Below are 26,113 nucleotides of genomic sequence, written 5' to 3'. Positions count from 1 at the left end.
GCAAAATCACGATGAATTGATTGATAGTCAAGTGTTATTACTATTGACTATTAGCTTTTTGGGGAAAATAACCTTCCACTAAGCAGTCAGAGCCTACTACGCGCCAACGAACACGTTCTAGAGACAATGCCTCAGTCATGGTAGTAAAACCTAAATCGCCCACTGGTGTGGGAGCAATGCTACCACCAATGATTTTTGGGGCAATAAATGCCAAAACTTTTTGCACTGCTCCTTGAGCGATCGCACTAGCAGCTAGGGTACCGCCACATTCCCACAAGACGCTACAAAAACCCCGCTCATATAAGTACGCCATTGCGTTATCTGGTGTAAGTGATGTTAATTCCACGATTTCCACTCCAAGTTTTCGCAACAGTTCTTGGAAATCGGGGTTAGCACCCTTTTGAGTCAATACCAAAGTAGGAGCATCCGCAGTTTGCCACAGGTGGGCACTTTCCGGTAAGTTGAGATGGCGACTCATCACCACCCGCAGGGGGTTATGTGCCTCCGCATGATGGCTAGTTAAATAAGGGTTATCTTGTCGGACTGTATTGCCGCCGACAATTATTGCATCGCAAGCCGCCCGCACTTGATGTACTTCATTGCGGGCCTCTTGGCTTGTCACCCAGGCGCTATGACCAGAGGTGGTAGCAATTTTGCCATCTAAAGTCATGGCATATTTTAAAATTCCCAAAGGTCGCTTGTAGAGAATGCGATGCACAAAAGCTTCATTTAGCTGACGACAAGCTGATTCTTCTACTCCTACTAACACTTCGATCCCTGCCGCACGTAAATGGGCGATACCACCTCCAGCTACCAGTGGATTGGGATCAACCATACCTACTACGACTTTTGCCACTCCAGCTTGGATCAATCCTTCCGAACAAGGGGGAGTGCGTCCGTAGTGATTGCAAGGTTCGAGTGACACATAGATTGTTGCACCACGTGAGCGATCGCCTGCTGCTTGCAAAGCAAACACTTCTGCATGAGGCTCACCTGCACGAGGATGAAACCCTTCGCCGACAATCTCGCCATCCTTGACAATCACCGCTCCCACTAATGGATTGGGCGAAGTCCGTCCTAAAGCGCGGCGAGCAAGTTCCAAACACCGCAGCATCATGCGAGAGTCAAAATCAGTTCCGATCTTTTCTTTTATAACTGCTGACTCCACTAAATGTATATTTTCCTGAGTGTAATTTGGTAAGGATGCATTTGCTTGAGCGACCACTGGGGAATTATCCATAATTTTAGGCGGCAACACTGTAAATATTCTGCACGCGATCGCGCAGCCTTTCCACAGGAGAATCGCACTTTGCTGCTGATAATTAATTAAACAGAGTCAAATTCAGGCGCTGTTATTAGCTGTCTTAAATTGCATCAATCTGTAATATTCATATTACAATTTTTATTACAGCCTTTTTCATCTATCTGAACCACAATCTGCTGTTGGGTAGCACAGCTAGCTGTACTACCCAACCATTTAAAGCGTCGCTACAAGTTCCTTTAAGCGATCGCTTGTATTGCGAAAGATGGGACAACTATCTTTTTGGTAGCAACTTTTGCTTAAGTAAGTGAGATTCTACTTTACGAAGATTTTTTATCTGCATGTACTAGTATATACTGAAACTACAATAATGGCTATAAGTAGTACTTTATACTTTTATTTTATTAAGTAATAAGAGGAAACCGTAATGGCTTTAGACCCTATTAAGTTTTTTAATGCCTGTAATCCCAGTAAGACTCTAAAAATTGAGAATAAAGAAGACCAACAGTACTATATTGACTTCTCACCAGTGCGTGGAGGCAATGTAATTCAACGTTTACGGCGGACGATCGCTAATCAACCAGATGAGTCAACCTGCCAATTATTCACTGGACATATTGGCTGTGGTAAATCTACAGAACTATTTCGCCTCAAAGATGAATTAGAAAAGCAAGGCTTTCATGTAGTCTACTTTGAGTCCAGTGCTGATTTAGATATGGCAGATGTGGATGTCAGCGATATTTTATTAGCAATAACTCGTCAAGTTAGTGCCAGCTTAGAAAAGGTTAAAATCAAACTTAGACCAAGCTACTTTGTCGATTTGTTTAATGAAATTGCGGATTTTTTACAAACACCAGTAGTTCCAGAATTTGAATTTTCATTACCTTTGGGAATTGGTAAAGTCACTGCCAAGACTAAAGATAGTCCCAGACTCCGCAGCCAGTTGCGCCAATACCTAGAACCTCGGACTAGCGGCATATTAGAAGCTATTAATCAACAGGTATTAGAGCGTGCCAAAGAGCAGCTGAAGCTACAAGGTTATCAGGGATTAGTAGTAATTATTGATAATCTTGATCGCGTCGATATCTCTCCTAAAGCCTCTGGTCGTTCTCAGCCAGAATATTTGTTCATTGACCGGGGTGAGCAGTTAAAGAAACTCAATTGCCATTTGGTTTATACCATTCCCCTAGTCTTAATTTTCTCCAATGAATTAAGCACTCTGACAAATCGTTTTGGGATCAAGCCTGTACTCTTACCAATGGTGACAGTCAAGAACCGTGAAAAAACCTATAACTTAGAAGGAATAAAGTTGCTGCGACAAATGGTTTTAGCACGGGCATTTCCTTGGCTGGGTGAAATAGAACGGTTAAGTCGCATTAACGAAGTTTTTGATTCAGATGAAACCTTAGACCGTCTTTGTAGAGTTAGCGGTGGACATGTGCGAAATCTGTTAGTTTTGCTTTACAGTTGTTTGCAAGAAGATGACCCCCCTATTGGGCGGGACTGTCTGGAAATGGTCATCCGTGAGTATCGGGATGATTTGGTGTCAGCAATTAGTGATAACGAGTGGGCACTACTGCTACAAGTTTTGCAACAGAGGGATAATGTCAAAGGAGAGGACGAATACCAAACTCTTTTACGAAGTATGTTTTTATTTGAATACCGAGATGTTGACGGACGCTGGTTTGATATTAACCCGGCAATCGCAGAATCCAAGAAATTTAAGCTATGAGTGACTCTTATCAACCTGAAGATGTAGCTGTCTACAATGAACGCTCCCTGAAAAAACTAATCCGCTCAATTACGAATTCTCAGGGACACTTTGCGTTAATTTTGGCACGTTGTAACTATTGCAGTTTGCGAGACCAAATGGTGCAGCAGATCAAGGAAGAATGTCAAGTTCAGATTCGAGAGCTACATCTGTCAAAATCTATCAAAACACTTTACACGACAATTGAAGCTAACCTGGGAAATCAACTACCTCAAGCTTTGATGATATTTGATTTGGAATTAGTAGATGCAATTGACCAACTTTTAATTTCTACAAATCAGGTAAGAGAGGAATTTCGTAAGAATTTTCAGTTTCCGATAGTTATTTGGGTAAATGATCCAACCTTCCAAAAATTGATTCAATTAATGCCTGATTTTAAGAGTTGGACAGGTAACTCAATTAAGTTTAAAATTGCTACGAATCAGTTAATCAACAATCTGCACCAAATTGTTAATTCTCTATTTGCAGCAATTCTTAACGTCGGTGCTGGAAAGTTTCTCGATAATGCTTACCTCAATCTTGACCTTGGTATTCTCCATTTAGGGGAAATTGAATCTGCTGTTAGGGATTTACAAATATCTATAGAAAAATTAGAGCCTGAACTAGAGGCAAGCTTACAATTTTTGCTAGGTCGGGAAGCAGATACTAGTGGACATAAATCTGAAGCGAAAAATTATTATGAGCAAAGTATAGCTGTTTGGGAAAAGAAAGTCAAAAATAAACAAAATCTGTCATCTGATGATTTGAAACGTTACGGATGTTTACTTTGGCATCTTGGTTTTTGGTGGGAACAGTATGCAATTTTACATCGTTCTGAATATTACGAAGCTTGCCTAAAAGCTAAAGATTACTTTCAAAAATGTGTTGAGGTTTTTAGGCAGCACAAATACCCAGATTTAGCAGCAAAATTTATTAACGCTTGGGGTGAAGTTTTAACCAGATTAGAAGCGTATGATGAGTTAGAAAAAGTTGCGTTAGTAGCTATTGAGCTACACCAAAGTTACCCTGAGCCAATCAGACTTGCTTACAGTTATGGATTCATGGCTGAGGTAGTGCTGAAAAAATCTCAATGGGTAGAGGCTAAAGAATATGCAGAACTAGCATTACAAACAAATGCCAAGATTTCCTCAGAAGAAATAATTAATTGGGAGTGGGAACGCAAATTTTATAAAAATTTATACTTACTTTTATTGGCAGAAGCTCAACAAAATCTCAATCAGGTTCCAGAGGCGATCGCTAATTTAGAAACCGCTCGTTCTGAAAGTAATCCTCAACATGATCCACTGCTATATATTCGCATTTTGGCGAAACTGCGATCGCTCTACTTTGACCAAAGTAACTATTTAGAAGCATTCCAAGTTAAACTAGAGCAACGTTCAATTGAGCAACAGTATGGACTACGAGCTTTTGTAGGCGCAGGACGCTTACAAGCTAAACTCCAAGTTATTAATCCTGGACTTGCAGTGGCCGATCCAAAAGTAGCAGTAACCCAAGAGATTGCTGCTTCTGGAAGAATGCAAGATGTGAATCGATTGATTGAAAGAATTAGTCGTGATGACCACAAATTGACGGTCATTTATGGTCAATCAGGAGTAGGTAAAAGTTCTCTGGTTCAGGCAGGGTTATTACCAGCTTTAAAACAAAGAGCCATAGATGCTCGTGATGTTGTGCCTGTTCTTTTGCAAGTTTATACAGATTGGACAAAACTTTTAGGGAGTCGCTTAGTAGAATCACTAGAAGAAGTTAGAGGCTTAAGCTTTCCTGTGTTTTTAGACTCGATGTCAGGTTTTGTAGAAGAGTTGAATAAAAATATAGAGAAAGGTTTGTTAACTGTTCTGATTTTTGACCAGTTTGAAGAGTTTTTCTTTGCTTATAAAGACCAAGATAAAAGGAGACCTTTTTTTGAATTTATCCGAGATTGTCTTAATATTCCTTATGTAAAAATTATTCTGTCTCTTAGAGAAGATTATCTCCATTATTTACTAGAGTGTAATCGCTTAACCCATTTGGATGCAATTGATAATAATATATTAGATAAAAAAATTCTTTATTACTTAGGAAACTTTTCGCCGGAAGATGCTCGCTCTGTAATTCAAAGCTTAACAGAAAGTTCTCAGTTTTATCTAGAGCCAGCCCTAATTAATGAGTTAGTACGAGATTTAGCTAGAGATTTCAACGAAATTCGCCCCATTGAATTACAAGTTGTAGGAGCGCAACTGCAAACGGAGAAAATTACAACTTTGATTCAGTACCAAGAACAAGGCCCTAAAGAAAAATTGGTAGGGCGTTTCTTGGAAGAAGTAGTTAAAGACTGCGGTAACAATAACGAACAGTTCGCCAAGCTAGTTTTGTATTTGTTAACTGATGAAAATAATACTCGTCCTCTAAAAAATCGTGCTGAATTAGAAGCTGATTTAGCATTAGAGCCTGCAAGATTAGATTTAATTTTGAAAATATTGGTGAAATCAGGCTTAGTATTTCAAGTACCAGGATTTCCGGCTGACCGATATCAATTGGTTCATGACTATTTAGTACCTTTTGTTCGTGAACAACAATCAGCCCGATTAATTGCTGAATTAGAGAAAGAAAAAGAACAACGAAAACTCACCGAAGCCAAACTAAATCAGGTTTTGACACAACAGCTAAGAACTGCACGCAAACAAACTGTTACATTAATAGGATTAATAACTGCAATAAGTGTAATCGCAGTAGGGGTTACAGCAGCTTACATCAATACTTCTCTGACATCAGATATTTCTTCAAAAGATGACATAGGGCTTGAAGAGCTAGTATCAGCTATCAAAGTAGGTAAAAAACTGAAATTTTTATCAATAGGGGTGATACCTGAAACTCGGCTAAAGGTTATTTCAAATCTGAGTAATGCAATTCAGAAAATTAAAGAAATCAACCGTATAGAAGGGTATGATAAAGCAATTACAGCCCTTAGCTTTAGCCAAGATAGCAAAATTTTAGCTACGGCAAGTGAAGATGGCAAAGTCAAAATATTGAATATTTCTGATGGTCAAGAAAGGATCTGGTCAGCTCACAAAAAAAGTGTAACATCTATTAGCTTCAACTCGGATGGAAAAATGTTAGCTACCGTCAGTGAAGATGGTAATGCAAAAATCTGGAATATTCCAGAACGTAAAAGCTGGAGTACTCCTGAATTTAAACCAATAAAAATTTTGAAAATCGATAAAGATGGTCTAGGCTTCATTACATTTAGTCCTAACGATAAACTACTAGCTACTACTACTAAGAATAAAAAAGTTAAAATCTGGAGTTGGGAAGATGGTAAGCTCTTAAGCTTACCACAAAGATTTAATGACAAAAACATAATTGTAAATTTTAGTCCTGACAACAAGACAGTTGCTACAGGGGGACGGTATGACACTGTTAAACTTTGGAAACTGACACCAAAACAACTTGAAAATAAGCCTACTGAGATTTATGACTCTGGCACATTTACCATGAATTTCAACAACAGTGGTGATGCTATTAGCTTGTTTAATAAACAGGGAAACCTAAGAGTTTGGTCTACTGATGATAAACCACACCTCATTAAAAGTGCTGAAAATGTTTGTAAGAATTCATTTGGATTGAAAGATTTTCTAAATAATAGTCTTGATAATCAATTGAGCATATTCCAGGATAGTGAAGATAAGAAAACTTTCTTCGAAACTATAATATTTCAAGGTCAATGTTATAATTACAATATTTTTAAACATGATGATAGCATTACTTATACAAGCTTCAGTCCTGATAACAAGCTACTTGCATCAGCTAGTAAAGATGGAGTTGTAAAAATTTGGGATATTGACGATAATAAATTCCCCTCGTTCAAGAGAACCGATAGAGATGAAAATAAAAATAGGAAAATAGGGTTTAGTTTTGATGGTCAAACAGTCGCTCTTGGTAGTTCTGACAATAGTATAGAACTTCAAAACCGTAATGGCACTCACATCAAAATTATCCCAGGAGATAGTTCAATTCTTAGCTTTAGTCCAGATAATCAAACACTTGCAACTGGAAGCCCTGACGATATCTTAAAGCTCTGGAAACTAGACACCAAAAAAGAAATCGCTTTAAAAGGTAGCACCAATAAGATCACAACTATTGACTTTAGCCCTGATGGTAATTTGGTTGCTGCTGCTAGCACAGATAATTTTGTTAGACTCTGGCGCAGTAGTGACGGAAAATTTATAGGACATTTAAAGGGAAACACACAACAAGTTACCAATGTGAGCTTTAGCCCTAATAGTCAGATAATAGCTACTATCAGTGATGACAATAAAGTGCAACTTTGGAATAGTCGCGATCGCAGCTTAATTAAAGCCTTGAAAGTAGATAGTGATAAAGTTACAAGTGTTATATTTAGTCATGATAGCAAAATGCTTGCTATCGGCGATGACAATTTAGTCAAACTCTATAAAAGTGACGGTACTCCTGTTAAGCCATTGATTGGGCATAATGCCAAGGTAGAAAGCGTAGAGTTTAGTCCAGATGACAAAAAGCTCATGTCAGTTAGCGCTAAGAGTGGTGAGATAAAAATTTGGGATATCAGCAATAGCAAACCACTTCAATCTATTGATAACTATGGCATGATCAGCGCAAAATTTAGTCCTAATGGCAAGTATATTACTTCTATTAACCAGAATTATACTGTCAAGCTATGGACTGTTGAGGGAGAACCACGCCCAACGCTCAAAGGACATAATGACACAATCACAAAAGTAGATTTTAGCCCTGATGGTACAAAAATTGTAACTAGCAGTGCTGATAATACTATAAAGATTTGGGATATAAACCAGCTTTTGCTTAAAAAATCTAACTATGAACCTCTGACTTTACAAAAACACATTAAAGGTGTTAATGATGTTGCGTTTAGTTCTGATAACAAATATATTGCTTCTGCAAGTGCTGATAACACTGTGAACATCTATAACGGTAACGGTAATTTTATCCAACAACTTTCAGGATTTAGTAATGGAATAAATGATGATATTAGCATTGATAAAGTTAGCTTTAGTACTGATGGGAAAATCATTAGTGCTATTAACTGCAAAACTTATTATGCAAATGATACTTATCGTTATAACTATGCTGTGAAATTGTGGGGTATTGATGATAATGTCAAGTTTCAAGAGCTAAAAACTATTAAAGATCATGTCAAGCTTAATACCACTATTAATGCCAATATATGCAAAAAGAATATAGATTCTTTTATTAGCTTTAGTCCTGATAAAAAAACAGTTGCTTTCGTCAGTAAAGATGATAGTTTAAAACTCTGGGATTTAAAAGGCAAGCCGCTAGCAACCTTATGGGGTCATACTGATTGGGTTAATAGTGTTGCGTTCAGCCCTAATCAAAAAATCATCGCTTCTGCTAGTGACGACAAAACAGTAAGGTTTTGGAATAGAAATGGTAAATTGCTTAAACCGATTATAAAACACGTTGATAAAGTTAATAGTGTGAGTTTCACTCATGATGGAAAAATTATTGCTTCTGCTAGTGATGACAAAATTATAAGACTCTGGAATCTTGATGGTAAATTACAAAAACAAACCATCCGCGATCCTGATAAAATTACAAATATACGTTTCCAAGCTGATGATGCAAAAATTGCCTTTGTTAGTGGTTCTTCTGCTAAATTTTGGAATTTAGATAATGGAAAAATTGAACAATTAAAAACCGATTATAGCAGTTATACTTTAAGCTTTGATAATGACAATAAAATGCTGGCTGTTGGTTCTGATTCTAATACAGGTCTGTATTTTCTGAATAGTTGGTTTACGAAAGATCCTTACTTACTCTATCCCATCAGTTCTTTCTTAGGCGATCGATTTAACCTTAATACCAATAAGACAATTGAGCTTAATAGCAATGAGGGAAAAATATATCTTAATGATAATTTAGATGATTTACTCAAGCGTGCCTGTAAATTGGCATCTGGTTATCTTCAAAATAATCCTAATATGAAAAACGATCGCCATCTCTGTGATGATATCAACCCTCAAAAATAGTTGCTGAATCAACGAATGAATTTGGCTTAGGGCGAAGCCTTTGGTGTAGGCATCGCCCCCAACCATTTACAGCGTGGCTACAAGTTCCTGCAAGCGATCGCGTCCATCGCGGAAGATAGGCCAACCATCCCCCACCAGCACTGCTTCAACTCGACTCAGTTGAGCTAACCTGCGAACAGAAGCAACAGCCTCCTCTCGATTTAGTAGCTTGTCATCTGGCAATATAGTTAAGCTACCTGCTTTACGTGCCCGTACTAAATCCCCTGTAATCAAAGTTGTCTCCTCCAGTAACAGAGCCAATTCACCGGGAGTTTTCGAGCCTTGGAGTTCAATTACTTGTAATCCGGGTACGAACTCTTCACCATCAGATAACCAGCGATCGCAATGTATGGGAAAAGTGTCTTTTTCTGCCACTGGGCCGGCTATCTTAGCATAAGTTTGATCGGCAATATCTTTACTTGCCCTGATATGCTCGGAATTCGTCAGCACAATCCAAACCACACCACCGAGGGATTTCAAATGATTCCAATCATGATTTGATAGGGCTACTGGGTCAATCAAGATGTTTCCATCCGGGCGAATCCAGGCAATCCCATTGAAATCAATATTTCTTGCCGGATTGAAATTAGACCAGCTATAGAGATCGGGACGGTGCAAAGATTTCATGATGATTCTGGATCAGTACTTCAGTAATTGACTATTAATATCAATAATTAAGTATATAGATTATAAGGTTGCATTCCCTCTGAATCTCGAATTTGAGTATACTACGATAAAGCTATCGGTATTATGGGTTTTATGGGATTTAGAAAAATTCCTACATAACCGCAATCGAGATCAACGGAGGTATGGGAGTGAGTGAGATTGGGCGTAAAAAAATATCAGCGAAGGCAGACCAGTTTAGAGAGTCGGTAATTCGGGAAATGACACGGGTGGCACTGCAACATGGTGCAGTAAATCTGGCTCAGGGGTTCCCTGATTTTCCATGTCCCTTGGAGTTGAAACAGGCAGCTTATGAAGCCATAGAAGCAGATGTCAACCAGTATGCCATTACTTGGGGCGATCGCGCATTTCGTCATGCGATCGCTAGCAAAGTTCGTTGGTATCTCGGCTTAGATATCGACCCTGAAACCCAAATCACCGTCACCTGTGGTTCCACAGAAGCAATGGCATCTGTAATGCTGGCGACAGTCGATCCCGGTGACGAAGTAATTGTATTTGAGCCTTATTACGAAAACTACGGCCCCGATGCGATTTTAGCTGGTGCTACACCCCGATACGTAACACTGCATCCTCCCCATTGGACATTTGATGAAGCACAGTTGCGTCAAGCTTTCAATGCTAATACCAAAGCTATTATTATCAACACACCCCATAACCCCACCGGCAAAGTTTTCACCCGTGAAGAACTCACCTTAATTGCTGAACTTTGTCAAAAATGGGATGTGTTAGCCTTCACAGATGAAATCTACGAACATATTCTCTATGATGGCACTCAACATATTGCCCTAGCGACCCTTCCCGGTATGGAAGAACGCACCATTACCATTAACGGTTTATCCAAAACTTATAGTGTCACCGGATGGCGAGTTGGTTACATTTTGGCAAACCCCGCATTAACAGGAGCCATTCGCAAAGTCCATGATTTTCTTACCGTTGGCGCTCCTGCACCATTGCAACGAGCCGGAGTTGCCGCGATGCAACTACCACCATCCTATTATGAAGAACTAGGCAAACTTTATCACCAGAAGCGAGACTCCATCTTACAGATACTCGATGGAGTTGGCATTCCTTACTTCCTTCCCCAAGGAGCCTATTATGTTCTTGCAGATATTTCTAAATTTGGCTACAAAACAGATATTGAATTCACTTACCATCTAATTAAAAATATTGGTGTTGCCGTAGTTCCTGGTTCCAGCTTTTTCAGCCAACCAGAAAAAGGTCATTCATTGATCAGATTCTGCTTTAGCAAAACACCTGAGACATTACAAGCAGCGAGCGATCGCTTACTCAAGCTACAGCAAACTCTGCAATCGACAACTTAATGCAAATTAATTTAACATGAGTTCGAGAAACCTCTCCTTACCTTGACTTGAACTCTAGTTCCAGCCTGTCCTTCTCCGAGTCGGAGAGGGGCGTTTTTTGCCAATTTTTTGGGTCATCTAACAAAATCATATTGCTCTTGAGAATAGGTTATACCAATTCTCTATGAAGATGCACATAACAAAACCCCCCTGTAGTCCCCCCGATGGATTGGGCTACCGTGTACACACAAATCGAATTTCTTCTTAAATCCAGTCATTTATTGAATTCGGGCGGTCATTTATTGAATTCAGGCGGTCATTTATTGAATTCGGGCGGTCGTTTATTGAATTCGGGCGATCGTTTATTGAATTCAGGCGGTCATTTATTGAATTCGGGCGGTCGTTTATTGAATTCGGGCGATTGTTTATTGAATTCGGGCGATTGTTTATTGAATTCGGGTGATCGTTTATTGAATTCAAGCAGTGGTTAGGGTGGGGTAAAACCCAAATTATTGAGCCAGTTCAGACTTGTGTATACACCGTAGGATGAATTGGGGGGACGGCGACAGCCGGGGGGTAAATATATGCAGCTTCACAAAAAAACGGTATTAGATATAAATACTTCTCGTGTTTTGGGGAAAAGGGGAAAGGGAAAAGGGAAAGAAAAAACCTTTAACCAAATGGCACGCTTGTTAATCCCAAAGCCATGATATAACTTGCTTTTTGAGTGTGGGAAGTGTGGGGGGTAAGACTTCTTCCCCGTCCTCCCACACCCTGCCAGAAAGGAGGTTTTAGCTTTTCAAGTGTGCCATTCCCCTTTAACCTTTTCCCAAAACCCAATTCCGAATTAAAAATGCACAAAACCAGAAGTATTGGGGTTTACCGTACCCTCTGCGATTTACTTTACGCCACGCTTGAAGACTAGTTCCATACTATTCACGAAGCTGGCGAAAGAAGTGTCAAACTAACCACACAAGCAGTTGAACATGATTAGACAATCCCAATGAAAAGACCTGGATTTATTGAGCGTCATCACCTGTGGACAGAAATCCAAAAAGAAGCATCTGAAAAAATTAAGGCTATTGTTAAAGAACAGGATTTATTGTTGATTCGTACCGCTTGGTCAGACCAGCATGGCATTGTTCGCAGTAAGTCGCTCTTACCCCAAGCTTTTTTCAGCGCCCTGGAAAACGGTATGCAAATCAGCACAGGGACATTCCTGTTTGATACTGGTGGTGCAATAGTATTTAACCCATTTGTTCCCGGCGGTAGTTTAGATATGCCTTTGATGACAGGTGCGCCAAATCTTGTGGCTGTTCCTGACCCTGATACATTCAAAATTGTGCCTTGGGCAAAACGTACTGGCTTTATTCTCTGTGATGAGTACTTTCAAAATGGTCAGCCAATGCCCTTTTCCAGTCGCGGTATTTTGCGCCAATCATTGGTGGATTTACATCAAAGAGGGTTGCAGTATATTGTCGGCTTAGAAGTTGAGTGGTATCTGGCAAAGTTAGAAGACCCGATGTTAGCGATCGCTAATGTTGGTACTTCTGGAAAACCCGGTGAACCTGCGAAAGTTAGCGCTGTAGACCATAGCTTCCAATACCTTTTAGAATCTCACAATCCAGAGATTCAAGATTTACTGCGCCTTCTGGCAGAGAATTTAGTTGAAATGAAATTGCCTTTAAGGAGTGTAGAAAACGAAGGGGGTGTTGGTCAATTTGAATTTACTTTTGACCCGATTCCTGCATTGCAAGCTGCCGATACAATGATGATATTCCGAATGGCAACCAAGCAAATCTGCCGTCAACAAGGTTACATTGCATCATTTATGTGTCGTCCAGGATTGCAAGGTTCTTCTTCTAATGGCTGGCATTTGCACCAATCCCTTGTAGACCTTACCACAGGCAAGAACGCCTTCATATCTGCAAACTCCCAAACCCTCACATCAGATTTAGCTAAACACTTCGTTGGTGGTCTTCTGAAACACGCCAATGCTGCTTCTGTGTTCACAACCCCAACAATTAACGGCTACAAAAGATTTAGACCTTATTCTCTAGCCCCTGACCGTGCAGGGTGGGGATTAGAAAACCGAGGGGCAATGATTAGATTACAAGGCGGTTTTGATGACCCCAGTACCCACATTGAAAACCGAGTTGGAGAACCAGCAGCCAATCCCTATCTCTATATGGCATCGCAATTGATTTCTGGGTTAAATGGTGTAGATTGTAAACTTGACCCTGGCTCCCCAACAGAGGAACCTTATGCTACAGAAAATCCGCTCTTACCCAAAAGTTTATCAGAGGCGATTTCATATTTGAGCCAAAGCGAACTTTTTTCTCAAAAAATGGGGCAGCAGTTCATAAACTTCATCATTAAGATGAAAGAGAGTGAAATTAATCGCTTTTTGCAGTCCGTCGCCGATCAGCCACCAGAAGAGTATTTAAAGCAGGTGACTAACTGGGAGCAAAGAGAATATTTTGAATTATTTTGAGTTGAGTTGGGTTGATTCTTCTTTTAATAAACCAGATTTACTAAGTAAGTGGGGGCAAATAATTGTCGTTGGGATAAGGCAATAGGCAATAGGTATAAGGGTTTTAGCTAGTTCATTTTTCTTTACATAGTTGATTTTATTGTGCCAACTTACTTACTCTTCCGCGCTGTTTAAAACTCTTTTAAATCACGCTTTTTTCATTATCCCTTGTTTCCCCACTCAGAATATTCGCTCCCACATCACAGTGAGTTTTTTAAGCTATAAGCTGTTTTTTCTGGATTTCCTGAAAAAGGAAAAACTAAAATGCTTTTAATTTTTGGGTTATCAACTAATTCTTTTAAACGACTCAGTTGCCGATCTGTAATCGCAACTCCAGCATATTTTTGAGCATAATTTAACTCTTCAACAAAATTACTATCATTATAAGCTTGAATAAATATACGATCTGCACCCCATTTTTCCCAGTCAGCTGCAAAATATTTTTTAGCCCAATAGGGGTTATGATGGCAAATATCAAAACTCACCGATGGATTAGCTTTTTTCATAGAAGTTACCATTTGTTGCACAAATTTAGTTAAATTTGCAGTGCGGTCAACTTTTCCAGATAATTCAGCATAATAACCCAGATAATCATCCCATTGAACTGCATCAATATCAGGATATTTTTTGACAAACTCTACTAAGATATTTTGAAAAAGATTAGCAACTTCAGGAATTTCTACATCAAGGACATAATGATCAATTCCAGAGTAGGTTTTATCCACTCCTGGAACAATCCATTTTCGGGCAATTGCCAAATCAAACATTGGGCTATTTTTATCTATTTTAATTCCCTTCTCGAAGTAAGCATGAACTTGCATCCCTTGCTTATGTGCTTCATCAATCAACCAATTTAACCATTGCTCTTGAAACTGATTTGGACAACTTTTATATCCGAAAGTTTGCTGCATAACTTCGCTATTGTACATAGTACAACCATTACCCCAAACACCATGAAGAATTGTATTGATTCCTTGAGAGCGATAGTAACGAACTCTTTCACGAATCGTTTGTTCGTCGGCATTATTGGTAATTTGGTAGCGAGTTAAATAAATCCCTCTAATTACTTTCTTCTCCCAAGCTGTTTGAGGTAATAGTATCTTTTTGTCTGGGATTATTTTCTGATTATCAGTAAAACTTGGATTGCTTGCCAAAGAGGGTATTGGGGTTATAGAAGGATTTATATTAATAGTTGAAGAACTAGTTTTAGTAGGCTTAGAAATATGTATTTTCATCTTTTTGCTATTATCTAAAAACTTGCTAATTTCTGGATATCCTTTTTGGCTAAACCACCAATAACCACCTGCTAAGATAATTAGGATTATAGAAATCGGAATATTTGAGCATCCACATCCAATTGGTTCTTTCTTTTTACTCGACATATAAAACTCCAATTTCATTTTTGAAAATATAGAAGATATATTTAGAGACCATTTATAAAGTGGTAATCGTGGTCATCATCTTTTAAAGCTTCTGTTGCGCGAACTTTACCACCACGGGATAAATCATTCGAGCGTCTTAAAATCGCTCGTGTCGCTTCCCTCTCAGGTCTGTTCGCGCAGCACTGACGAGGCGACAAGCGCCTTGTCAGCATATTTTGCCTATGATTTTTGAGAACGGCTAGTCATGTTGATGCGATCGCTCAGTTGGCGGATTGTTTGTGCTAAAGCGCGATCGCTCTGGTGGAGTTGGGTAATTTTATCGCAACTATAAATTACCGTTGTATGGTCTTTACCACCAAACTCCTCCCCAATTCTCGGCAAACTCAGAGATGTGTGTTGGCGCATGAGATACATTCCGATTTGACGCGCCCAGCTAATCTCTCTTCGGCGTGAGTTACCTTTGAGGTCGTCTATTGAAATATCAAAATTATCCGCTACAACCTTTAAAATTGCTTCTGGGGTAGCTGCCATTTTTTCGTTAGGCGGTTCTAAAACTGGTGTAATATTTTCCACCGTCATCGGTAAACCCCAAATAGAAATATAAGCCACTGCCCGAATTAAAGCTCCTTCTAATTCTCGAATATTAGAAGTATAGTTAGAAGCAATATACTCAATCACATCGCGGGGAAGACGAATATTTTCATCCTCGGCTTTTTTTTGTAAAATTGCCATCCTCGTTTCTAAATCTGGCTTTTGGATGTCTGCAATTAACCCCATAGAAAACCGAGAACAAAGACGTTCTTGTAAACTCGGAATCTGGTTAGGAGGGCGATCGGAAGCAATCACAACTTGTTTACCAGCTTCGTGCAAAGTATTAAAAGTATAAAAAAATTCTTCTTGAGTGTATTCCTTACCTTCGAGAAACTGAATATCATCAACTAATAAAACATCAGCAGCTCGATAATGTTCCCGAAAACTTTGCATACTATCCTTACGAATCGCAGTAATTAAATCATTAGTAAACTGTTCAGTAGAAACATAAAATATTTTACAATCAGGAGAAATTTTCCAGCGATAATGACCAATAGCTTGCATCAGATGAGTTTTACCTAAACCTACCCCACCGCATAAAAATAAAGGATTAAACTCTCTACCTGGAGATTCTGCAACTGCCAAAGAAGCAGCATGAGCCATCCGATTGTTGGCACCAACTACAAATCGTGAAAAGACATATTTAGAGTTTAATTCAGTCGTTTTATGATTGCGATCGGGAACAACTTCAGGAATACTGTTAGGATTTGTTGATTCCCAAGAAACCTCCCGTTCGCTAAAATGAGAAACTTCATCACCTTGAGCAACAGTAATATAAATTCCTACGGGATGACCGAGAATATCTTGTACTGCATGAGCAATAGTATTGATGTAATACTTCTGTAACCAATTACGAGCAAATGGGTTAGGAGTGCGGATTACTAAGCAATTATTTTCTAATCGCTCTGCACTAGCAGTTTTTATCCAAGTTTCAAAGGTAGGCCGGGATAGTTCAACCTGTAGGCGCTCTAGTACCTGACTCCACAGACTTTCTATCGGAATTTCCATTATCCACCACCTTTGCTGCTAATCGTCACAATAGAAGATAAAGCATCAATTTAGCATCCAGACACGCTAGACCTAGAATAAGCTTTTAAGTTGTAACTATTTTGGGACATACCCAGTAGGCAAGATCCTAACACCCACCGACTGACACGGAGAAGCAACGATATATGAAGACAATAAACCATGACTTAGCACCCAAAAAAATTGATCCTAGGGGTTTACCCCGAAGGTGGTGGATGCTCTTATATGGGGTAGCAGTGGTGTTTTTGGGAAGCTGCTCTCTTGTACCAGCCAAGACCTCCGAGACTCTACAAAGCGACACTCAAGCCCAAAAAACAATAGAACCCAATCAAGGAATTGTCCCACCGCCAATTTTCTCGTCATCTGGAGATCCTAATTTTGTGGTAAAAGTAGTACAAAATGTGGGGCCTGCCGTAGTTCGCATTGATTCTTCTCGAACAATCACTTCTCGCGTACCAGACGAATTTAACGATCCATTTTTCCGGCGATTTTTTGGAGACGCAGCACCACAACCTAGACAACGGGTAGAGCGCGGTAGTGGCTCTGGATTTATTATTAATTCTTCTGGTCAAATTTTGACCAATTCCCATGTGGTAGATGGTGCTGATAGAGTGACTGTCATACTCAAAGATGGCCGGACTTTTGACGGTAAAGTACTAGGTGAAGATCCAGTAACGGATGTTGCTGTGATCAAAATTGATGCTAATAATCTGCCAACCTTATCTGTAGGTAACTCTGATGCCTTACAACCAGGAGAAGCAGTAGTAGCTATTGGCAACCCGTTAGGCTTAAACAATACCGTCACTTCTGGGATTGTTAGTGCCACAGGGCGTTCTAGTACTGATATTGGTGCTAGTGACAAGCGGGTTGATTATATTCAAACAGATGCTGCAATTAACCCCGGTAATTCTGGTGGGCCACTTCTGAATGCTCGCGGACAGGTAATAGCGATGAACACAGCTATTATCCAAGGCGCTCAAGGTTTGGGATTTGCTATCCCAATTAATACTGTGCAAAAAATTGCCCAGGAATTAATTGCTACAGGTAAAGTGGATCATCCTTATTTGGGTGTTCAGATGGTGACACTGACACCAGAAATTAAAGAAAGAATAAAAGATAAAGCAGGCGATCGCTTAAATCTTACAGCAGATGAAGGCGTTTTGCTGGTTCAGATTGTACCGCGATCGCCAGCAGCTGTGGCTGGACTACGAGTCGGTGATGTGATTAAAAGCATTAACAGCCAGCCTGTTACTAAAATTGAAGAAGTACAAAAGCTGGTAGAAAATAGCAAAATCGGTACTAAGTTACCAATACAAGTGGAACGCAATGGGCAAATTGTCCAAATAGGAGTCCAACCTGCTGCTTTACCTGCAAGACGTGAAGGATAAAGTTTGTCATTTGTCATTGATCATTTGTTATTTAAAAACAACTGACATACTTACTCTGCTCTCCATTCCCAATTCTCCATTCCCAATTCCCAATTCCCAATTCCCCAAAATAGTTTTATCATGACTGAATTAGCACCAATCATTCAATTAGGCAATCCAACATTGCGCCAAAAAGCTGTTTGGGTTGAGAATATTCAAGATGAGCATATCCAAAAATTAATTGAAGACTTAATCGCTACTGTTGCCAAGGCTAACGGCGTAGGAATTGCTGCGCCTCAAGTAGCACAATCCTATCGTTTATTTATTGTGGCTTCCCGTCCTAATGCCAGGTATCCCAACGCCCCGGAAATGGAACCTACTGCTATGATTAATCCCAAAATCATTGCTCATTCAACTGAAGTTGTCAAAGATTGGGAAGGTTGTTTAAGTGTTCCAGGAATTAGGGGGTTAGTTCCTCGGTATAAATCTATTGAAGTGGAATACACGGACTGTCAAGGCAATTTACAAAAGCAAGAATTAACCGATTTTATCGCTCGGATTTTTCAACACGAGTACGATCATCTCGACGGTATTGTATTTGTCGATCGCCTAGAAAACACTCTCGATATGATTACTGAGCAGGAATATCAAGAACGAGTAGTTAACAAATAAATGGAGGCAGGGAGCATACTTCGACTGCGCTCAGTACAAGGGGGGCAGGGGGCAGAAGGAAAACCAATTCCAATGCCCAATACTTCGGCTTCGCTCAGTACAAGTGCCCAATGCCCAATGCCCACTTGCCCTGAGCGGAGCCGAAGGGATGCCCAATTCCCAATAACGAATTATTTAAGCATGTGTTTCGCAAACTCGCTCGTCTCGCCACAATTGATATAGCCGTGTGGCTGGCATAGTCATATATAGAACATCACCAGCACTGAGGTTTGTTTCTAATAAATCCCAACCGTGAAGAGTTTGGTGGTTTGTTTCTACGTACAGGGGCACACAGTCAGCAGACATGGCTACATCTTTAACCCACTGACCACAAAAGGCGTGTGAAGGTGTAATCACAGTTGCAAAAGCTACCCAAAGACTATCGGCTGTGATGCCATTACCGAGGATGCGTCCCCCTAGTGCAGCAGCAGCAAAAGCTGGAGCTGCTAGTTCAGCCGGACTCAGTACGGCCTCAAAGCCAAATAGCTGTTGTGCTATACCAGCAAAATCAGGATCGGCATAATGAACAATCACCGGAATGCTTGGTGTCAAGCCTTTGGCTTTGAGGGCAATTTCCAGATTGGTAGCATCATTGCTAGTAACAGCAAGTACAGCGGCGGCAGTGTCTATATTGCTGGCTTTAAGTATTGTGCGAAAGCTGGCATCACCCTGAATTACGGGGATACCCAATTCGCGGGCGGTGTTGATGTATTTGTTGTTGGAGTCGGGTTCAACTACTACAACTTCATGTCCGCTGGCGTGGAGTTGCTGAACAATTCTCACCCCAATACCACTCAAGCCACAGACAATGTAGTGATATCGCTGGGGTATTCTGGCTGCATCCCAAAATTGCTTAAAGCGGCTTCCTAAGACAAAATCGGTGAGCATTGCATACCAAATACCAATCACCACCGCTCCAACTAGCATCATCACAACAGTAAATAACTTAATACTGTTAGGAGCATTTTCTACTACTTTGTCATTACCACCCGCTCCAGTAATCATGCCTACAGAAAAATATAGAGCATCCACAGGAGACAAGCTCAACTCAGCCGACATATAAGTGAGTGTAGCGATCGCAATAACTGCAAGTAACACAGCAGCACCCACCAATACCGATCGCCCGTGTTCCTGAAACTGCTTAAAATTAGTCAGGACTTTCAGCAGTTTTTTAATTAACGATCTTCGGGGAGAACGGATGCGGGGTTGTGTACCAATAATTATGCGATCGCCTACTTGGATCTCTTGTCCAGATATGACACCTGACACCAAATCCATCTCACCTTTGACTGGCAAGTAATAAATTAGCATCCGCGATCGGTCTTCCCACAATTCACTCAGCTTTAAACCTCTCCAGAAGTGATTTTCATCAATGTATTCTTCGTGGATTGGCCAAGTTTGCTGAAATAATTTGATTTGCCCGATCGCTCGGTTTCCCATCGCTGCAAAGGTGAATACGGGTGCTGCTAATCCCACAACACTCATACTCAAGTGGTCTGGCAAACTTTGATCTAGGCGCTCGCCCAAATTTGTATTATAAAAACGGTTGATAATCCGAATCTGGGGATTCAGCACCCGCGCTTGCATCATAATAGACAAATTTAGAGCATCTTTAGAGCCAGCGATGACTAAAGTGTCTGCCTGTTGAATCCCTGCTGCTGTTAGGGTAGAAGCTGCTTGTAAATCGCCAACAATCACATCTCCTGCCGTTTCGCCAGGGATAGATTGGTGATGAATGCCAACAACGAAGGCTCCCTGATGTCTCAGCAAACGAAAGGTTTTATATCCGGTACGTCCTAAGCCGCAAACAATAATTCTGGGTTTCATGAAACGGCAGCATCTTTTACAGGTGGGGCTGCATTTCTAGTTATTTACCAATATTGTTGCTCATTTTCTTGGAATATAACTGTAGCTGACAACACGGTTGTTTTAATTGGGGGCAAGGGAGGCAAGGGGGACAAGGGGCAGGGGGGAATTATTGAAAAAGTCTCTCCGTCCCCCCTCGTCCTTGTCTCCCTTGTCTCTTCTTCATACGCCCCCTGCCTCTTCGTTGAACGAGCAAAAAAATAATATAGAAAAATATGGCAATTTTTGTAGGTTGTGATACGCTATCTGCTTGAGAAGTGTGGAGGAACCGAAAATGACTAAGCTGCGCGTGGGGTTACTGTTTGGCGGTCGTTCGGGAGAACATGAAGTTTCAATTAAATCAGCACGGGCGATCGCTAATGCCCTGAGTGCAGAAGAAAATGCTAGTAAGTACGAAATACTTCCTTTTTACATCCAAAAAGATGGACGCTGGCTAGCGGGAGAAGCACCCCAAAAGGTTTTAGAAACAGGCAATCCGCTTCTGGAAGCTGAACAATCGACTTCTGAGGGAAATCTAACATCCAACCCTCAAGCCCAAACCTTAAGCAAGTGGGAATCTCTCTCTCAAGTTGCCCAAGTGGATATTTGGTTTCCCGTTCTCCACGGCCCCAACGGTGAAGACGGGACAATTCAAGGGTTATTAACTTTGATGCAAGTCCCCTTTGTTGGTTCTGGGGTGTTAGGTTCGGCGATGGGGATGGATAAAATTGCGATGAAAATGGCTTTTGAGCAAGCGGGACTCGCACAGGTAAAATACAAAGCGATAACTAGAGCGCAAGTCTGGTCTAATCCTTGTGTGTTTCCGAAATTGTGTGATGACATTGAGGCAGCATTAGGTTATCCTGCTTTTGTCAAACCTGCTAATTTGGGTTCATCAGTGGGTATTGCCAAAGTGCGATCGCGCCAAGAATTAGAAGCCGCCTTAGATAATGCCGCCAGTTATGACCGAAGACTGGTGGTAGAAGCTGGTGTCGTCGCTAGGGAAGTTGAGTGCGCCGTTTTGGGTAACGATCAACCCCAAGCCTCTGTCGTTGGAGAGATTAGTTATGATAGCGATTTTTATGATTATGAAACTAAATATACAGAAGGTCGAGCAGATTTACTGATTCCGTCACCGATTCCAGATGCGATCGCCCGTCAAATTCAGGACATGGCTTTGCAAGCCTTTGCAGCTGTTGATGCTGCGGGATTGGCAAGGGTAGATTTCTTTTATGTGGAAGCAACACAAGAGGTTTTGATTAACGAAATCAATACGTTGCCAGGGTTTACGGCGACGAGTATGTATCCCCAACTCTGGGCCCATAGTGGAGTCTCCTTTCCAGAATTAGTTGATCGGTTAATTCAACTTGCTCTTGAAAGGTATTCTCCTAGTTAAAGGAGAAAATAAGCAAACTGATTTCAGAGCATTAGGGCAAGAAGTCACAATAAAGACACAATTTTGACAAAAGTTAGCCGAATTTAGTAGCATCTGTTTTACAAAAAAGCTACTGGGATCGGAAATTTTGTTACGGATACCTGATGCTTGACTCCTCCAGTACAATTTATTGACTAGAGGGGTACAAATCTGAAAGTAATCATGGAAAAAAGTCAGAGTGTACAGCGCGAGCCAACCCGACTCAGAAGGGCTACTCCAGAGCTGACAAACAGGAAATCGAGATTAAAACAAAGCTCGAATGTTCTGATATATCTGGTAACACACCATCCTTGGCTATTGTTAACTGGGTGTTTAGCCATGTTTTTAGGAGGTGGTGCCTTTGCCCTGTATAGCTTAGGTAATGCTGGACAGGTAGCACAAGAAGAACCAGAAACAATCCCAGTTATTGTTGAAGAACCAATCACTGTGCCCTCTGAGAATAGTAATCCTACTCCTTTATGGATGGTAGCTGCGATCGTCCTCAGTTGTGGTGGTGGTTCTTTGATCGTTTTTAAAATGCTCAACCGGAAAACGCAACCGCAAAAAGTCCAAAAACAGGTTAACCGCCATCAGGCACGCTTGGCACAAAGCCAGTACCAAAGATTGGAACCACGCCTTCCCAAAAACCAACCAATTTTTGTGCCACAGCCACAACTGATGCCCATGATGCAGATGCAACCTAAAGTAAAACATCTGGTGACGGTTCTGCCAGCAGAACACAAGCACCACTTGGATACGCGCACAGATTCTTTAGCAGACTTAATGGATCTTCGTAAAAATAGTTCATTGTCTGCAATTTTACGCCAGTATTAAATTTAATGTAAAGCAAAAACCTTTCAAAATAATACTTTTTGCGAATTAGGGCACGGTTATACCGTGCCTTTACTAATATTTATCCTTCTGGCAATTTAGCAAACGCCTGTTCAACTAAATCCTTTGCTTTAGCATCCAAACGCAGCCAATCCACTTCACCCAGTTCATCAATTAAACTAGTATCAATCTCAGCAGCTTCCTTTTGGGGGCTGTATTCAATAAAACATACCTCATAACACAATTCCCACAAATCGATACTCGCTTCTTGCTGTTGACGCTGCAAACGTAGATGATATCCTGGATGGGGCATCGGCAAACGAGTCAGAGTCTCTCTAATTTCATCCGCTTCTTGGGGCGTTGCAGTTTCCATTGCTTGCAACAACTCAGTCACCAATGCCTTGATTTCATCAGTGGTGCTAGGCGGCCAAATCAGGACATCATGGTAAGTTCCCGTCCAAGAAGATTCATCAAGGGACTTGCGGATATTATCGATAACGCGAATGAAAGCAGGTTGCATGAGGATTTCAGCCTGCTGCCATGCAACTGGATTTGTTATTTTCGGTGGCATTGGTAATAAACAGGGGCACTAAAAGAAAAATAAACAGTCTGCGTTTATAAAAAAGCTGCGTTTTTAATCTAAATCTTTTCTCAAGATAGCGGATTTCATTGAAGAAAATTTGGAGATATTTATTACTAGCTGGAAAATTAGGTAATAACTCTGAGGAGGGAATATGATCGGCAAGCTACTAGACCATCGTTACCAAGTAATTCGAGTCCTCGCAATGGGAGGATTTGGTCAAACTTATATTGCTCAAGATACTAGGCGGCCCGGCAACCCCATTTGCGTTGTCAAGCACCTCAAACCCGGAACTGACCCCAGAGTTTTTGATACTTCTAAACGCCTGTTCAACAGCGAAGCCGAAACCTTAGAAAAACTGGGCAACTATGACCAAATACCCAGGCTGCTAGCGTACTTTGATGAAAACCAAGAATTTTATTTAGTACAAGAATATATTGAAGGACATACCCTAGCTGAAGAACTTACACCTGGTAAACGCTGGAGTGAAAGCCAAGTAATTCAACTATTACAAGAAGTTCTGGAAATTCTCGAATTTGTCCACAGCCAAGGTGTGATTCACCGTGACATCAAGCCGGATAATATCATCCGTCGCGCCTCAGATAATAAGTTAGTTTTAGTAGACTTTGGGGCGGTGAAACAACTGCGTACACAACTAGTAACAGTGGGTGGACAAGGATCTGCCACAGTAGTTATCGGCACTCCTGGCTATATGCCCACAGAACAAGGGCAAGGAAAACCCCGCCCCAACAGTGATATTTATTCTCTGGGTATCATTGCCATTCAAGCATTAACAGGATTACAGGCAACAGAATTGCAAGAAGACCCGGAAACGGGCGAAATCATTTGGCAGGAATCAGTAACCGTAAACTCCCGATTGGCGGCAGTGTTGACGAAGATGGTGCGTTATCACTTCAAAGACCGCTATCAAAACGCCACGGAAGCACTGCAAGCATGTAAAGATGCGATTAATCCAGTACCTACACTTTCTCCGCTTCAAGAATCCACCAAATCCCGGCCTCAAGTGTCTCGGCTGCAAACGGTTGCAGTTGCACCAGCAAATCCTGTAAAACCTGCCCGTAGAGACTCTAGTAAATCCGATCCTTGGCCAATATTAATTGGCATATTATTAGCTGGTGGTGCGGCTGCCTTGGTAGCAAATGTATATCCAAATGTGAAAAATTTAGCTTTAAATCTTACAGGTAAGGATACCTCTTTAGCAAATAAATGCTCGGCTGTTGTCGTCGGAAATTCTAATATTCGTTCTGAACCTAGTTCTATAAATTCTGATAATGTTCTGCAAACAGTGGCGGATAACACTAATTTCGAGGTGACTGGTAAGCGAACAAAACGAGGTTGGATAGAAGTTAAACTTAAATCTGGTCGTTTGGCTTGGGCACACTCGGATGTGATAACCAATAATCAAGAATGGGCTTCTTGCCTGCGCGACAAAGGCATTGCAACTAACACAGTAAATGATAATAGCCTGATTGCGACTCGACCGACTCCCAAGCCAAAAGCAAAATCTAGGGATATAGCAACTCCATTACCAGAAAAACCGAAGGGGTCAAATCCCGACGCTAGGAAATCGCAGCCTATTGATAACAGTGCCAATATTATAGAACAAGCAAAACAGAAGTATGATTCAGGGGATATAGTTGGAGCGATCGCACTTTTAAAATCAATTCCGGCAAATGCCGCTTCTGGTATCCAAGAGACGGGCAAAATGATTGCCCAGTGGCAGGACGATTGGGCGAAAGCAGAGGCGTTATCTAATGAGATCAACAAAGCAATAGATGATGGGAAATGGGATAAAGTTTTAGATTATAGAAACCATCCAGAAAAATTGCCTAATACTAAATACTGGCGAAACAAAATAGAACCATTATTTAAACAAGCAGCCGAAAATCTGGCAAAACAGGCACTAACTCAACTAAAAAATCAAGGTAATCCGAAGAGTACCCAACAAAAACTCCCTGATACTAACCAACCTGCTAATCCAGAGAATCCCAATACTAAGGCAAACCCACAGTAATCAATTATTATGACCCAAGCCTTACCAAAAATAGTTACCTGTGACGAATTTATTACCTGGTATCCTGAAAACTCTGCGGTACGCTATGAATTGCACAATGGGGAAATTGTCGAAATGTCACAGCCTACGGGGAAACATGAAAGGATAAAAGGATTTTCGGCGGCTAAATTGACTTTAGAGTTTAGACGATTAAATCTCCCCTATTTTATTCACAATCAAGCAATTGTAAAACCACCAGAAAGAGAATCAGGTTATTTCCCTGATGTATCAATACTAAATGACGCTGCTTTGGTTGATGAACCTTTTTGGGAAAAGTCTTCGTAAGGATTCAGGTCTAATATTTAGGAAGTAGGGATGGGCGAGACAGATACTTATTAGAATTAGCCAGCAGTGCTTGTGCAAAAAAGTCAATCACTGTCAATCCACTGTATATTCAGTCCCTAAAATGGCTGATAATTCGGCTCTGGAACGAGTGTCAGCAGCAGTAAATAGGCAGAAATCAGAATTGGCAACTACCCACAACCATTCTTTGATCCCTTTGACTGACCAAGGTGTTTCATCCACATGGTCAAAAAGGACAACCCTTACACATCTACCGAGTAAAACTAAAGCATTTGCAACGTTTGCACCTACATTACCTGCACCAATAATACCGACTTTAGATGTTTTACTCATCATGCTATATCTACTTGACCTTCAAGAATGAAATGTCGTTTGTT

At 40.7% G+C, this 26,113-nt stretch carries 15 protein-coding genes and 2 pseudogenes; 10 read left to right on the top strand and 7 right to left on the bottom strand.

Going from position 1 to position 26,113, the window contains the following annotated elements; translation table 11 throughout:
* Positions 1-40: 40 nt before the first annotated feature.
* The gene (gene ribD, locus FBB35_RS08965) at positions 41-1,240 is read right to left on the bottom strand and encodes a bifunctional diaminohydroxyphosphoribosylaminopyrimidine deaminase/5-amino-6-(5-phosphoribosylamino)uracil reductase RibD (protein ID WP_174709338.1); all 1,200 of its coding nucleotides are present in this window, start codon (positions 1,238-1,240) and stop codon (positions 41-43) included.
* A gap of 448 nt (positions 1,241-1,688) precedes the next feature.
* Here ribD and FBB35_RS08960 point away from each other — a divergent pair, with 448 nt between their 5' ends.
* Both FBB35_RS08960 and FBB35_RS08955 read left to right on the top strand, forming a co-directional pair.
* Positions 1,689-2,993, top strand: a complete 1,305-nt coding sequence (locus FBB35_RS08960; protein ID WP_174709337.1) for an AAA family ATPase — start codon at positions 1,689-1,691, stop codon at positions 2,991-2,993.
* Positions 2,990-9,055, top strand: coding sequence for a hypothetical protein (locus tag FBB35_RS08955; RefSeq protein ID WP_174709336.1), 6,066 nt, complete (start codon positions 2,990-2,992; stop codon positions 9,053-9,055). Before FBB35_RS08960 ends, FBB35_RS08955 begins: the two co-directional genes overlap by 4 nt.
* Before the next feature lie 66 nt (positions 9,056-9,121).
* Here FBB35_RS08955 and FBB35_RS08950 read toward each other — a convergent pair whose 3' ends face one another.
* Complete coding sequence (locus tag FBB35_RS08950) at positions 9,122-9,721, bottom strand: MBL fold metallo-hydrolase (RefSeq protein ID WP_174709335.1); 600 nt, start codon at positions 9,719-9,721, stop codon at positions 9,122-9,124.
* A gap of 182 nt (positions 9,722-9,903) precedes the next feature.
* Between FBB35_RS08950 and FBB35_RS08945 the strand changes: the two genes are divergently transcribed.
* Together FBB35_RS08945 and FBB35_RS08940 are read left to right on the top strand one after the other, a co-directional pair.
* Positions 9,904-11,100 carry a pyridoxal phosphate-dependent aminotransferase gene (locus FBB35_RS08945; RefSeq protein ID WP_174709334.1) on the top strand — a complete coding sequence of 399 codons (1,197 nt, stop codon included), beginning with the start codon at positions 9,904-9,906 and terminating at the stop codon, positions 11,098-11,100.
* Between the two features lie 982 nt (positions 11,101-12,082).
* The gene (locus tag FBB35_RS08940; RefSeq protein WP_174709333.1) at positions 12,083-13,573 is read left to right on the top strand and encodes a glutamine synthetase family protein; all 1,491 of its coding nucleotides are present in this window, start codon (positions 12,083-12,085) and stop codon (positions 13,571-13,573) included.
* 239 nt (positions 13,574-13,812) lie between these two features.
* Here FBB35_RS08940 and FBB35_RS08935 read toward each other — a convergent pair whose 3' ends face one another.
* Together FBB35_RS08935 and dnaA are read right to left on the bottom strand one after the other, a co-directional pair.
* Positions 13,813-14,994 carry a family 10 glycosylhydrolase gene (locus FBB35_RS08935; RefSeq protein ID WP_174713570.1) on the bottom strand — a complete coding sequence of 394 codons (1,182 nt, stop codon included), beginning with the start codon at positions 14,992-14,994 and terminating at the stop codon, positions 13,813-13,815.
* A 219-nt stretch (positions 14,995-15,213) separates the two neighbouring features.
* Entirely contained in the window at positions 15,214-16,593 is a 1,380-nt protein-coding gene (gene dnaA / locus FBB35_RS08930; protein ID WP_174709332.1) for a chromosomal replication initiator protein DnaA, read from the bottom strand.
* A gap of 164 nt (positions 16,594-16,757) precedes the next feature.
* Between dnaA and FBB35_RS08925 the strand changes: the two genes are divergently transcribed.
* Positions 16,758-17,999, top strand: a complete 1,242-nt coding sequence (locus tag FBB35_RS08925; protein ID WP_174709331.1) for an HhoA/HhoB/HtrA family serine endopeptidase — start codon at positions 16,758-16,760, stop codon at positions 17,997-17,999.
* A 120-nt stretch (positions 18,000-18,119) separates the two neighbouring features.
* Entirely contained in the window at positions 18,120-18,650 is a 531-nt protein-coding gene (def, locus tag FBB35_RS08920; RefSeq protein WP_174709330.1) for a peptide deformylase, read from the top strand.
* A gap of 174 nt (positions 18,651-18,824) precedes the next feature.
* Here the strand turns inward: def and FBB35_RS08915 are convergent, their stop codons facing one another.
* Complete coding sequence (locus FBB35_RS08915; RefSeq protein ID WP_174709329.1) at positions 18,825-20,516, bottom strand: NAD-binding protein; 1,692 nt, start codon at positions 20,514-20,516, stop codon at positions 18,825-18,827.
* Positions 20,517-20,829: 313 nt separating this feature from the next.
* On the opposite strand from FBB35_RS08915, the gene FBB35_RS08910 reads away from it, so the two are divergent.
* Together FBB35_RS08910 and FBB35_RS08905 are read left to right on the top strand one after the other, a co-directional pair.
* A complete protein-coding gene (locus tag FBB35_RS08910; protein WP_174709328.1) occupies positions 20,830-21,930 on the top strand; it encodes a D-alanine--D-alanine ligase family protein in 1,101 nt (366 codons plus the stop codon).
* A 201-nt stretch (positions 21,931-22,131) separates the two neighbouring features.
* The gene (locus FBB35_RS08905; RefSeq protein ID WP_254625888.1) at positions 22,132-22,782 is read left to right on the top strand and encodes a hypothetical protein; all 651 of its coding nucleotides are present in this window, start codon (positions 22,132-22,134) and stop codon (positions 22,780-22,782) included.
* A gap of 79 nt (positions 22,783-22,861) precedes the next feature.
* On the opposite strand, the gene FBB35_RS08900 is transcribed toward FBB35_RS08905, so the two are convergent.
* Complete coding sequence (locus FBB35_RS08900) at positions 22,862-23,350, bottom strand: hypothetical protein (protein ID WP_163932840.1); 489 nt, start codon at positions 23,348-23,350, stop codon at positions 22,862-22,864.
* A gap of 163 nt (positions 23,351-23,513) precedes the next feature.
* On the opposite strand from FBB35_RS08900, the gene FBB35_RS08895 reads away from it, so the two are divergent.
* Complete coding sequence (locus tag FBB35_RS08895; protein WP_174709327.1) at positions 23,514-25,394, top strand: serine/threonine protein kinase; 1,881 nt, start codon at positions 23,514-23,516, stop codon at positions 25,392-25,394.
* 9 nt (positions 25,395-25,403) lie between these two features.
* Positions 25,404-25,715: pseudogene (locus tag FBB35_RS08890) on the top strand (Uma2 family endonuclease); the annotation flags it as partial.
* A gap of 105 nt (positions 25,716-25,820) precedes the next feature.
* Here the strand turns inward: FBB35_RS08890 and FBB35_RS08885 are convergent.
* Positions 25,821-25,964 (bottom strand): annotated as a pseudogene (locus tag FBB35_RS08885) (transposase); the annotation flags it as partial.
* Positions 25,965-26,113 lie beyond the last annotated feature (149 nt).

This window comes from Nostoc sp. TCL240-02, assembly GCF_013343235.1.
Taxonomy (GTDB): domain Bacteria; phylum Cyanobacteriota; class Cyanobacteriia; order Cyanobacteriales; family Nostocaceae; genus Nostoc.
Note: the sequence above shows the minus strand (reverse complement) of the source record. Positions and strands in the feature narration are given on the sequence as shown.